At 35.4% G+C, this 12,452-nt stretch carries 13 protein-coding genes; 5 read left to right on the top strand and 8 right to left on the bottom strand.

All coding sequences use genetic code 11. The features are described from left to right. Window positions 1–72: 72 nt before the first annotated feature. Window positions 73–3,111: an AAA family ATPase gene (locus EIB73_RS06790; RefSeq protein WP_125023829.1), complete on the bottom strand. Its 3,039-nt coding sequence runs from the start codon at window positions 3,109–3,111 to the stop codon at window positions 73–75. 3 nt (window positions 3,112–3,114) lie between these two features. After that, a complete protein-coding gene (locus tag EIB73_RS06785) occupies window positions 3,115–4,320 on the bottom strand; it encodes a metallophosphoesterase family protein (RefSeq protein WP_125023827.1) in 1,206 nt (401 codons plus the stop codon). 140 nt (window positions 4,321–4,460) lie between these two features. On the opposite strand from EIB73_RS06785, the gene EIB73_RS06780 reads away from it, so the two are divergent. Continuing rightward, a complete protein-coding gene (locus tag EIB73_RS06780) occupies window positions 4,461–4,709 on the top strand; it encodes a VF530 family protein (RefSeq protein ID WP_125023825.1) in 249 nt (82 codons plus the stop codon). Window positions 4,710–4,885: 176 nt separating this feature from the next. Here EIB73_RS06780 and EIB73_RS06775 read toward each other — a convergent pair whose 3' ends face one another. The 5 genes from EIB73_RS06775 to gldB form a co-directional block, all read right to left on the bottom strand. Continuing rightward, window positions 4,886–5,263, bottom strand: a complete 378-nt coding sequence (locus EIB73_RS06775; protein WP_125023823.1) for a YchJ family protein — start codon at window positions 5,261–5,263, stop codon at window positions 4,886–4,888. Between the two features lie 5 nt (window positions 5,264–5,268). After that, window positions 5,269–5,781 carry a DinB family protein gene (locus tag EIB73_RS06770; RefSeq protein ID WP_125023821.1) on the bottom strand — a complete coding sequence of 171 codons (513 nt, stop codon included), beginning with the start codon at window positions 5,779–5,781 and terminating at the stop codon, window positions 5,269–5,271. Between the two features lie 69 nt (window positions 5,782–5,850). Beyond that, window positions 5,851–6,990, bottom strand: a complete 1,140-nt coding sequence (locus tag EIB73_RS06765) for a trans-sulfuration enzyme family protein (protein ID WP_125023819.1) — start codon at window positions 6,988–6,990, stop codon at window positions 5,851–5,853. A gap of 47 nt (window positions 6,991–7,037) precedes the next feature. Continuing rightward, entirely contained in the window at window positions 7,038–7,364 is a 327-nt protein-coding gene (gene gldC, locus EIB73_RS06760) for a gliding motility protein GldC (protein WP_125023817.1), read from the bottom strand. Between the two features lie 108 nt (window positions 7,365–7,472). Then, window positions 7,473–8,453: a gliding motility lipoprotein GldB gene (gene gldB, locus EIB73_RS06755; protein ID WP_125023815.1), complete on the bottom strand. Its 981-nt coding sequence runs from the start codon at window positions 8,451–8,453 to the stop codon at window positions 7,473–7,475. Between the two features lie 43 nt (window positions 8,454–8,496). On the opposite strand from gldB, the gene EIB73_RS06750 reads away from it, so the two are divergent. From EIB73_RS06750 to EIB73_RS06735, 4 genes are all read left to right on the top strand, one after another. Beyond that, window positions 8,497–9,045, top strand: coding sequence for a GNAT family N-acetyltransferase (locus EIB73_RS06750; protein ID WP_125023813.1), 549 nt, complete (start codon window positions 8,497–8,499; stop codon window positions 9,043–9,045). A gap of 168 nt (window positions 9,046–9,213) precedes the next feature. Continuing rightward, entirely contained in the window at window positions 9,214–10,005 is a 792-nt protein-coding gene (nadE, locus tag EIB73_RS06745) for an NAD(+) synthase (protein ID WP_125023811.1), read from the top strand. Window positions 10,006–10,116: 111 nt separating this feature from the next. Next, on the top strand, window positions 10,117–10,641 hold the full coding sequence (locus tag EIB73_RS06740) for a ribonuclease domain-containing protein (protein WP_125023809.1): 525 nt from the start codon (window positions 10,117–10,119) through the stop codon (window positions 10,639–10,641). A gap of 203 nt (window positions 10,642–10,844) precedes the next feature. After that, on the top strand, window positions 10,845–11,138 hold the full coding sequence (locus tag EIB73_RS06735) for a barstar family protein (protein WP_125023807.1): 294 nt from the start codon (window positions 10,845–10,847) through the stop codon (window positions 11,136–11,138). A 61-nt stretch (window positions 11,139–11,199) separates the two neighbouring features. On the opposite strand, the gene EIB73_RS06730 is transcribed toward EIB73_RS06735, so the two are convergent. Then, window positions 11,200–12,423 carry a hypothetical protein gene (locus EIB73_RS06730; RefSeq protein ID WP_125023805.1) on the bottom strand — a complete coding sequence of 408 codons (1,224 nt, stop codon included), beginning with the start codon at window positions 12,421–12,423 and terminating at the stop codon, window positions 11,200–11,202. Window positions 12,424–12,452 lie beyond the last annotated feature (29 nt).

Genomic DNA, 12,452 nt, shown 5'->3' with positions numbered 1-12,452 from the left:
TACCGCCTTTTGTTTTATTGAAAATTTTAATCTGAAAAGGTTTTTATTCCTTAAGATTTCTCCGCCGTCAAATTAAATCACTTCGATCAAACTTCCCCTTTCCTCATCTTTTGTAATATTCAGGGAAACCGGCATTTTCTCTTTCAGTTCCTCAACGTGGGAAATTATTCCCACAATTCTGTTTTCTTTTTGAAGAGTGGTTAAGGTTTCAAAAACCACGTTTACCGATTCCAAATCCTGCGTTCCGAAACCTTCATCGATAAAGAAAAAATTCTTTTCTGCCTTCGCATTTGACTGTACACTTTCGGCGAGCGCCAAAGCCAGACTCAGCGACACCTGAAATGCCTGTCCGCCAGAAAGCGTTTTTACACTTCGGCATTTTCCTTCATTCAAATAGTCGATGATCTCAAAATCATTATTTTCATTTAGTTGCAAACTCAGCTGATTTCTCGTCATCCGATGAAACCGAATATTGGCGTGATCACACAATTGTCTTAAATAAATAGAGGAGACAAACTGCACAAAACCTGCACCTTTGAATAGATTAAACATCACTTTCAGATCATCTGACCGTTTCTGAAGTTTCGCTAAATTCTTTAATAAAGTTTCTTTTTTATTAAATTCTTTCTCCAGTCTTTCGAGATCAGCATTTGTTTTTACTACCGCATCGTTTGCGATTTTTAATTCCTGTTCAGCAGTTTGAAATTGAGTTTCGACCTTCGTAAATTCTTCTTCATCAAAAGAAAAGTCTTTTAGTTTCAACGTTAATTCGTCAACACTGTTCTTTAAAGTTTCAAATTCGATCCTGAACTTTTGAATTTCATTTCTGGATTCTGCAACCTTAATATTCTGCGCTAAAATGAGTTCAACCTCTTTGAAATCACCGAAATTTTGAGTGATTAACGATTGACTTAAAAGTTTTTCATTATCCGAAATTTCTTTTTCTAATTCACTGATTCTTTTTACTAAATGATCGACACTTGTTTTTTGAGCAGCGAATTTGGGCGAAATTTCCTTCTCCTTTTCAATTAACTGCTTGTAATTGCTTTCTGTATCAAGATTGCGTTTTGATAATTCATGCAAAGATGCTTCGACTTCATTTATTGATTTTTCCTCATAATCATTCCAGTTTAAAACTTTAAGATTGGAAAGATTAGAATTAATCTGCGTTTCTTTTTGCGCTTCTTTCAGTTTAAATTCTTCCAAAACCTTGCTGTATTTTTCCAAGGTTTCTCGCTCTTTTTCTTGGTTTTTCTGCTCGGTTGAAATGGATTGACCTAATTCTTCAATTTGCTTTTCGATACCAAAAGACTGTAGACGTTTCTTTTCAAATTCAGATTCATTTTCTGCGTTGAATTCTTTCCAGATAAAATCCCGCTGATGCTTATCAAGTTGAATTTTTATTTGGCTGAATGTTTCCTGTTCCGCTTTCAACTGATCTTCAAAAGTTTTTTTTCGATAAAGGATTTTTTCAATTTCTCCTAAATTCTTCTGAAGTTCTTTCTGTTGATTTTCCGCATTTTCAAGTTGTTTTAAAATTAAATGCAGTTCAGATTCAACATCTTCGAAAGCAACAATATTCGGATGTTCCAAAGCGCCACAAAGCGGACAGGATTCGCCATCATGCAAATCACTTGAAAAATGTGCTAACTTTTGTTGAACTTCCAGATGCGTTCTCTTTTCGGAAAGTTCTTTTTTGTGAATTTCTAATGCTTCATTTTTTACTTTAAAATCTTCATTAAATGTTTCAACATTAAATTTAAAAGGTTTTAATTCAATTGAAATATCATTGATTTTGATTTGAAGTTCTTCAATTTTTTTAGTTTGAATTCCCAGATTTTCTTTCAGTTTTTTGTTTTCTGAAAACCAACTTCCAACAGTTACCAAAAGATTCGATTCTAATTTTTGAGATTTTAATAACTCTGATTTTTCAGAAAGATCTTTAATATGTTGCTGAATGTTTTTAATGTTTTGCTCAACTTCTTTTACCTGTTTTGAACCATCTTTAGTGCGGTCTTTTAGTGTTTTTATTTCTTCAGAAAACTGCAACATTTGCAAAATTAAGTTCAAATCATTTTCCTGAATTTTGGATTCATTCAAGGCTTCATATTTTGGAAGAATTAATTTTAACTGTTCATTAAGCGACTTAACTTCAGTTTCAATTTTCTTTAAAAGTTCGTCCTGATTTTCTTTTTCCTTTTTCTGGCCTGAAATTTCTTTTTGCAGTTTATTTTTCTCTAAAACCAACGGATTGAAAATTCTAAAAACTTGGTCAAATAGTTCTGTTTTTACTTCTAAAGCATCGATTGCCGATTTTCTCTCCGATAATTTTGCGAAGTCTTCTTTCTTCTGTTTCAGAATTTGAAAATCTGTTTTTAAATTTTTAAGTTGTTGATAATGTTGATCAATTTTTTTAAAATTGTTTTCAGTTTCATTAAAATGAATTTTCTCCAGTTTTAATTTTTCAGTTTGAACTAAGATCTGTTCTTTAGTTACTTCTTCAAAACCTTTTAATTCACCTTCCAACTTATCGAGTTCAGATTTGTTTTTAATGTTTAATGCGGAGACATTATTTTGCAAATCAAAACGATGAAGACCAAAAATTTCTTTCATCATATTGGTTCGTTCCGTGGCACCGAGTTCTATGAATTCTTTAAACTGACCTTGTGGAATAATGATGGTCCGTTTGAAATTTGCGTAACTCAATCCAATAATTTCTTCCGTACTGGAACTTTCCAGCGGAATCCATTTCTCGTCTTTCCATTCATATAAAATCAGATTTGGAGATTTTACATCTTCGAAATTTTTAGAATTCCTCTTAAATTCACGTGTTGCCCGAAATTTTTTATTTTCAAAATTCATGAAATCAAACGCGATAAAAGATCGGTTCGATTTCAGATTCATCATATTGTAAGCACGCTTGTCGCGAGAATTCAGTCTTTCAGTTTCGCCATAAAGCGCAAAAGTAATCGCTTCTAAAATCGAAGATTTACCCGAACCAACGGAGCCGAAAATTCCAAATAAACCAGCGTCTGTCAATGCTGTAAAATCGATTGTTTGGCGCTCCTGATAAGAATACAAACCTTCTAAAGTCAATTGAATAGGAATCATTTCTTATGCATTTAAAATTTCGTTAAACAAATTGAGTAAGTCTTCATTGGGTTCCTGCGCATTGTTTTTAGATTTAAAATAATCTTTAAATAAACTCTGAATGTCCTGATCGAGATTGATATCGTACAATTGCTTTTGATTGATTTCCTGATTTTTAACTTTCGGAATAAGATGCACAATTCCGTGATGCGCATTATTGATCATTTTTCTTTCTTCCGCTTTTAAGTACGTTTCACTTTCTAAAGTAAGTTCGACGAACGTATTCTGATTTTCAGACAACCATTCTATCGCTTTTTCAACCTCATCAAAAGTTTTACGGACCAAAGATTTTCCATTTTTCAAGGCAATCTTTTCGTAAGAAACATTTTGATTCGGTTTGGCTTCAATAATCGAAACATATTTCGTCTGACCGGCTTCACTAAAACTGTAGCACAACGGTGAAGACGAATAAACAACCGGTTTTTCTTCCGTTCCAATATTTCGAAAAGCGTGCAAATGTCCCAAAGCCGTATATTGAATTTGTGAAGGAATCGTATCCGAATAAATCAAATCAGCATTTCCGATTTTGATGGGTTTTTCACCGTCTGGTTCTTCCAGAACTGGTGCGCCTCTTTTGTTCATATACAAATGAGCCATCAGAATATTGACGCCATTTTCATCACAGAATTCGTCAGCAATAGTTGCCCAGTTTTCGGCCAAAACCTGATTGAGTGCTTCTTCTTTATTTTCACCGAAATATTCTTTTAACCGGATCTCATTGGCAAAAGCGGTATGTACAATTCGAATTGGGAAATCGTGGTTTTTGAGTTTTAATTCAATCAGACCTTCCACTGAATTTGAAATTTCAAAATCTTGAAGTTGAAAAGGAGTTACTTTTGCTTTCGGATGTCCGATTAAAATAATTCCGCATTCCCGTGCTAAAGGATCCGGAGCATCAATTAAATAGGGGGAATCATGGTTTCCGGAAATAGCGATTACGGGACGTTTTCCATTCTGAGATAACCGTTTAAGTGTTTTATAAAAAAGTTCAATCGCCTCAACGCTCGGATTGAAATTATCGAATAAATCGCCGGCCACCAAAACCAGATCAACGTTTTCTTCGTCGGCAATCTGAACGATTTCGTTCATCACTAAAATTTGTTCCTCTAAACGCGAAAAACGGTCTAAACGTTTACCCAAATGCCAATCGGCGGTATGCAGAATTTTCATATCTCAAATGTAAGAAACAAAAAGAGGATTTGAAATTGGTACGTGAAGTTTTAATCAATTTAAACTTGATATTTTTTGTTAAAGAAGCAGAATTGTTTTGTGAATTGTGAATTGTAAAATCCTTATTTTTACCAATAATTATGGAACAGAAATCAAAAGATCCTTTACACGGAAAACGCTTAGATGCAATTCTTGAAGAACTGGTAGAATATTACGAGGGTTTTGAAGAACTCGGCGAGCAGATTAACATCAAATGTTTTACGGATAATCCGAGTATTAAATCTTCTTTGAAATTTTTACGAAAAACAGATTGGGCCAGAACCAAAGTGGAAAGTTTGTATCTGTATGTTTTAAGACAGAAAAAGAAAGAGGAAAGATTAAAAGAATAATTTTTTTAACGCAAAGGTTTAATGTAATTATTGTTCAAAAATAAAGGGCGCAAATCAAAGATTCATCTATTCCATTAAAATCAATAAATAAATGAGATAATGGCGTTTGACTTCGTCGAATCTTCGATTTCACTCAGAAAAGGGAATTATTTTTTTGACTGTTATTCTTAAAAAATCTAATCTAAAAATTTCCCCGAAACATAATACCAACGATCATTCAGTTTTCGAAAAGTAGAAAGTTCATGATGAACTTGTTGTTTTCCGTTTTCATCGGTATAAAATGCTTTGAATTCTACTTGGTTGATGTTGGGCGTTTTTACAATTTCCAGTTTCGTCCATTCATTGATTTCTCCCCATTCCTGCAAATCTTCGGTATTGTGAAGTTTTCTTTTTGAAGGTAAAGTGGTTTCTATTAAATAGATTCCATTTGGAATTGCAAAGGCGGAAAATCGAGAGCGCATTAAGGTCTCAGCAGTCGGTGCATTTTTTTTACCACTATGAAATGGTTTACAGCAGTCTTCGTAGGTTTTTCCTGAGCAACAAGGGCAATTCATTTGTATTAAATCTGATTAAGAATTGGCAAATACCTTTCTTTGATAATGTTGAGATGGTGAATATTATGACCCACAATTAATTTCCCAATAATTTCAACTGAGATTTCATTCTTATTTGCAACTCCCGTTTGATAAAGAAGGTTTTGATTTAGATGTTCAAAAAAATGAATCGTTGATTTTCGCAAACTCTCAAATTCTGAAAGTAAATTTTTAATAGAAATTTCTTCAAGATGATATTCTTTTGCATATAATTCTTCATCCCAACCTGCCAATTCTGTCTGGTCTTTTCTGGAAAACCTTAAAGCACGATATACAAATATTCGTTCCGCATCGATGAGATGTTGCAATAGAATTTTTAAACTCCATTTTCCTTCTGCATAAGCGAAATCAGATTGCTGTTCAGAAAATTGCTGATAAATTTCCATAGTTTGATTTCCCGAATTTTTCATTTCTTCGAGCCAATTATCACTTGAAATGAGATCAAGGTATCTTTGAATATATTTTTGAAATTCTGTCATATTCAAAATTATAAAAAAACCTTCAAGCTTTAATAACTTGAAGGTTTTATTTTTATAAAGTTTTTTCGATTATCCGAAAGCTCTTTCCAAATCTGCCAACAAATCTTCTTTGTCCTCGATTCCAACACTTAGTCGAACTAAATCATCGGTAATACCTAATTCTGCTCGTTTTTCTGCCGGAATAGAAGCATGCGTCATCAAGGTCGGATGATTCGCCAATGATTCAACTCCACCTAAAGATTCTGCTAAAGTGAAAACTTTTACTTTTTCTAAAAATTTAATGGAATCTTCTTTTTTTCCTGATTTAAAGGTGAACGAAACCATTCCGCCCGATTCTCTCATTTGTCTTTTTGCTAACTCAAACTTTGGATGCGATTCCAATCCTGGATAAAAAACTTTATCAACAGCTGGATGATTCTCTAAGTATTTGGCAACAACCAATCCGTTTTCTGAATGTCGTTGCATTCTTAAAGCCAACGTTTTAATTCCTCTTAAAACTAAGTAAGAGTCGTGTGGACCTAAGATTCCGCCACTTGCAAACTGAATAAAATGTAATTTTTCGCCAAGTTCTGCTGTTTTTGCAACTAGTGCCCCTGCGATTGCATCGGAATGTCCGCCTAAATATTTTGTTGCAGAATGCATGACAATATCTGCTCCTAGATCGATTGGTCTTTGAATATACGGAGTTGCAAAAGTATTATCAACGGCAACCAAAATATCTCTTCCTTTCACCAAATCCGTTACGGCTTTGATATCCACCAGTTTCATTAATGGATTGGTCGGAGTTTCCAGCCAGATTAATTTTGTCTTGTCCGTAATTACATCTGCGATTTTTGAAACATCATCAAAATTTACGAACGTAAACTTCAGCTGGTATTTCTCAAATAATCGGGTGAACATTCTGTAACTTCCACCGTACAAGTCGTCTACAGAAATAACTTCATCTCCGGGATTTAATAATTTCAAAACACAGTCGATTGCAGCTAACCCAGATCCAAATGCCAAACCTCTCGCACCATTTTCAATTGAAGCTAAACTGTCTTCTAAAGCTTGTCGTGTTGGATTTGCAGCGCGGGAATATTCATAACCTGAATGAATGCCTGGTGATTTCTGCGCAAATGTTGAGGTTAAAAACACTGGAACATTCACAGATCCTGTTGCCGACTCGTGGTGCTGACCACCGTGTATTACTTTGGTATTGAAGTTCATTTTTTTTATTTTTTTATTTTAAAATACGACGTATCGTTAAATTTATTTTACATTTTAATCGCAGCTTTCTGTGCAAATTCTTCCGCCATTTGTTCCAGCCAGAATGCAACATCTTCTTCTCCGGTCGCTCTCTCGTAGGTATTTCCCATAGAAATTAAGATTTGATGAATAAACATTTTCATTTGATCAACCGGCATATCTTTCGTCCACAGATCAATTCTTAAAGCTTCCTTTCTTTTATCATCCCAAACAGAGATCATGGTGGCTTTCGTCTCTTCTTTTTCAATGCCACCGTCCTGGGCATTCCACATCATTTTTTCCGGAACGTTGTTTTCATCCAGCTCGACATCTATGGTAATCTGAGTCTTTTTCATATGTAGATTTTTATTTTTTAAAGTCATATGGAATCGATTTTACTAAAAAATAGAGTTAAATGCGATTTCATAATTTTAAAGATTATATTATTTAAAGAAAAATTTTAATTAATTCTTTGGTTTGTAATTGCTTTGATTAAAAATTTGCTGTGCATTCATCTTTAGAAAATCGGGCAATTTGGTGTCGGGATTTTCCTGATAGAATTTCTTGCAAATTTGCCATCCGGTATAAATTCCCACGCGCGGCGAAGAATCGTTATCAATTTCGGTATAGAATTTTGAAAACGGTCCGGGTTTTATAAAACGCTCTTTTAACCGTACGTCATCACTAAATACCAGATTGTTTTCTACAAAGAAATTCCAGATATTGGCTTCGTTTTCTGCTGCCCATTCGTACTGTGCTGGCGTATAACTTATTTTCAGATAATTGGGTTCATTTGGTAAAAAAGCGTCCTGCAAAGTCATCAGTTTACCTTCGTAAATAAGTTGGTCTATAAATTTCTGCTGATCCACACTCGGCTGCACAAAATATTTAGCAAAAGTTTCTGAAACTTTCGGCAGAATGTTGTTAGGATTCATACTCACTTGGAAATATTGCTCCAAACCTTTATAATTAGGATTGTTATTGCCCATAAAACCGGTCACGTCAATGAAAAGTAGATTTTCCTCGGATTGATAAAAAATCGGCTCCATTATTCCTTGCAAAGCAGAGGAGTATAAATAAACCTTTGGTGCCTTAAATTCTGGAAAATGATACATGATATGTGAAAAAAGAGTACCCAACTCACTGCTTAGTTTCTGAACGTCAATTTTAGAAATTGCTTCTTTGTAAATCGCAGCTTCTTCCGGATCGGCACGTCGGACTGCAAAATCCTCATCCGGCACTGTTCCTTGAAACCATGGATATTTTTGTGTAAATGTTGCTAAAGTAACCGCGCCATCATAAAACTCCTTTGAAATATCCGCAACATCGGCTTTTTCTACAGGATTTTTAATCTCAACTTTCCAAAGTTCTTTGGGATCTTTTTTACACGAATTCATTCCAAACAGGAATGCGGAAGAAAACAGGAGATATCTAAAAAACTTCATTATTTTTACATCGAATTTTGAAACGCAAAAATAAGGAAAATTAATGGCAAAAGTATTCATTGAAACATCCAGACTTATTTTAAGAGAAATTGTTACTGAAGATGTTGACAGAATATTTTTACTGGACAGCAATCCGGAAGTCATGAAATACATCGGCGTAAAACCGGTGACGAAATTGGAGGAATCTGAAGAAACCATTAATAAAATTCGAAAACAATATCACGAAAATGGAATCGCGAGATGGGCAGTCATTGAAAAAGAATCCAATCTACTCATTGGCTGGAGCGGTTTAAAATTATTGACCGAACCCATCAACGGTTTTAAAAATGTATACGAATTAGGATATCGTTTTTTACCGGAGTTTTGGGGAAAAGGTTACGCCACTGAAGCAGGAAAAGCCGTTTTGGATTATGGTTTTAATGAAATAAATTTAGAAGTCATTTACGCCTGTGCCGATATTGAAAACTTGGATTCCAATAAAATTTTGAAAGACAAATTGGGCTTTGAATCAGTCGGAGCTTTCGTTGATCCACTCGATAACGCCACGTGTTTTTGGTATGAACTAAAGAAAGAAAAATATTCAGAGATGTAAAAGCTATTGCGAACTTTGCTAAGTGGAACGCCTTTGCGACCTTAAAAGAAAAGTGAAAAACAGCATTTTTGTAAAGAAAACTTTGCGATTCTTTGCGTTAAAAAGACCATGACCATTAAATTTAGTACGAATATTTTTAGATAAGATTTTAAATAAAGAAAAGATTAAATGCAAACAGATAAAATAACAGAAAGAATCGTTACTTGGCTCAAAGATTACGCTGAAAAGGCACATGTAAAAGGATATGTAGTGGGAGTTTCCGGCGGAGTTGATTCCGCGGTCGTTTCTACGCTGTGTGCAATGACAGGTTTAAAAACTTTGTTAATTGAAATGCCGATCCGTCAAAATCAAGATGAAGTAAATCGTGCCTGGGAACACATGGAATATTTGAAAAAACGGTTCTCAAATGTTGAAGCAATTTCCGTTAATTTGACGCCAGCATTTGAAGAACTCTATAAAACCTTCGATGTTAAAGATGAAGACTTTCCTGCGGAAAAATTGGCGTTTGCGAATACCAGAAGCCGTTTGAGAATGTTAACTTTATATTATTATGGACAAATCAACAGTCTTCTCGTTTGCGGAACCGGAAATAAAGTCGAAGATTTCGGAGTTGGTTTTTTTACCAAATACGGCGATGGTGGAGTAGATGTTTCCCCGATTGCAGACTTGTATAAAACTGAAGTTTACGCTTTGGCAAAATCATTAGATCTTGTAGAATCCATTCAAAATGCCATTCCGGCAGACGGATTGTGGGATGAAGCCCGAACCGATGAACAGCAGATTGGCGCAACATATCCGGAATTGGAGAAAATCCAAAAAGAGTGGGGAACCAAAACAGAAGCAGATTATTCAGGACGGGATTTAGAAGTTTTCAAAATTTTCCAGAGAATGAATCGTGCGGCGCAACATAAAATTCAACCCATTCCGGTTTGCAATATTCCGGAAGAATGGCGCAATTGATTGGAGATTTAAGAGCGTTCCTTAGGAACGTTATCTGTGTAGCAATTAATAAGAAAGAAAGCCAGGTTCCGGACGAACGCTATCTAAAACAAGAAGTAACATTTGAATCATATGAACAAACAAAACATAAAACTCTTCCTATTTTTCATCATCGGATTGCTCACGGCATTTCTGGCGATGTATCTGATTAACAATTACCGTATTGAAAAGAAAAATAAAGAGGTCATCAATTCGGAGGTTTCCATTAATGCAAATAATAATGAAAACTTTAAAGAAAATAAAACTTCAACATCACCAAATTTCTCCGGAAATATTGATGAACTCACGAATGAAAATACCGTCATTAATTACGTGAAATCCAATCACCGACTTCCGGATTATTATATCACAAAAGGTGAAGCACGGAAACAGGGTTGGGTTGCCTCAAAAGGAAATCTTTGCGATGTTCTTCCCGGAAGAGCAATTGGCGGTGATAATTTCAGCAACCGGGAAAAAACCCTTCCTTCCGGAAATAAATATTTCGAAGCCGACGTCAATTACAACTGCGGAAACCGAAATGCCGACCGAATCGTTTTCACCAAAAATGGAGAAGTTTGGCTGACAAAGAATCATTACAAGAGTTTTGAAAAGCAGTAAGATAAGAGCAAGGTAAAAAGTAAAAAGAGCCAAGTCAAATGCTGGTGTATTTCCCTTTGCTATGCGAAGCGCCGTTGCGATCGTAATTTTTTTGTAAATAAAATAGAAAAAACTTTGCGTCTTTGCGTTAAAAATAGATTTTCACTTTAGATTAATAAACTTTAGAACCAAAACCTACTACCTAAAACCCACAACCTAAAAATATGAACACCGTATATATAGACTTTACAGAAATCGGAGATATGGAAGATTTCTTCGATCAGTTGAAAGAAAAATTAAAACTGCCCGAAACTTTTGGCGATAATCTGGATGCGCTTTACGATTCGATTACCGGATTTGTAGAACTTCCTTTACATATCGAATTCGTAAATATGAGCGTGGAACAACTCGAAGATTTCGAAGATTTGCTCACGACTTTAGAAGATGCCGATGAGGAACTTGAAGATTTTTCTTTCGCATACTATCTGGAGCAATACGAAGACGAGGATACAGAATAAAAAAAAGGGCTTTTCAAAATATTGAAAAGCCCTTTTAATTTGATATGAAAAAATGAAGAATTTATTGAAGTGGCGCAAGTAAGTTTTGACCGTTTACCGTTGCCCAAGCACCACCAACCATAGAAACTTTGGTTACCGTTGTAGCATTGGTGTAGGTTAATGGATTTGTTGACGTGAAGCCGTATCCAAATTTTAATTGATTATCGTTGTTGGCTGTTGTAAATAGCGGTTCAACTTTAATTTTACCCGTTGCCAATTGGCTCGTTTCAGTGGCTAAATCCTGGATTAATACTGCAAAGGCATTTTTCCCGCCCGTGTTTTTGTACCCATCGATATAGACATTGGAGAAAATTCCGGTTCCCTGTTTTTTAAACTGAATGGCTGAAACTTCTGCGGAACCTGACACTTCAGGTAAAGTTCCTGCGGCTCTCATCAAAGTGATATTGCTCACTTTCGGTGCGATATTATCTGCGTTTGAAGAGGCTTCGATTTCCATTCCGAAATTACCAATTCCCGTTTGGTAAGCAAACCAGTTGGAATTGTTTTGTCCGCTCCAGGAATCCTGCCAGTCAAAAGCATCATCGTAATTTCCGTAAGAAATTAGATTTTTAGCACTTACCGTTCCACCGAAAAATTCGTAACCGTCATCGGTTCCTTTGTATGCGACTAAGTTTTCTAAAGTCGTTCCGGCACCAACTGCATAAAAAGTCATCGAGTTCGTTTCCGAAGTTCCGTCGCCAATTTTACGTCCGCCATATTCCACTCTTACGAATTTCATGGTTCCGGAGTTTGAATTCGCATCAGAGCCACCGTAATATTGATTATTTCCATCCTCGGAAAGTGCCGTTGTTGCGCCGTTTAAGGCTTTAATTGGTGCGTCACCATACAAAGTTACACCGCCCCAATCTCCCGGCGTTTTGTTATCAGAGGTGAAAACAATGGGTAAATCTGCCGTTCCAACCGCATTAATTTTTGCTCCTTTTAAAATGACCAATCCGCTCACATCGCTCGTGGTTGCGGTAAATGTTGCACCCGGTTCAATGGTAAGCGTTGCTCCGGATCCTACTTTTACAATACCTTTCAGAATATAATTTCCTTTTTTTATCAAAAGGTCTTTTGAGATTTCTCCCGTTAAAGTTCCGGAACCATCCATCACATTTCCGGTTGTTTGTTGATTTCCGCCGGTGTTTGTTGGCATGTCATTATCTTCACGAATGTCTACCGTACAAGAGGTGACCGATAAAACCAGGGCCAGCGATACTAAAGTTAAAATGTTTTTTTTCATTTCTTTTTATTTTTTATGAGATTTAAATT

The sequence above is a fragment of the Kaistella carnis genome (assembly GCF_003860585.1).
In the GTDB taxonomy this organism is placed as follows: domain Bacteria; phylum Bacteroidota; class Bacteroidia; order Flavobacteriales; family Weeksellaceae; genus Kaistella; species Kaistella carnis.
This window is presented reverse-complemented; position numbering and strand designations above follow the sequence as displayed.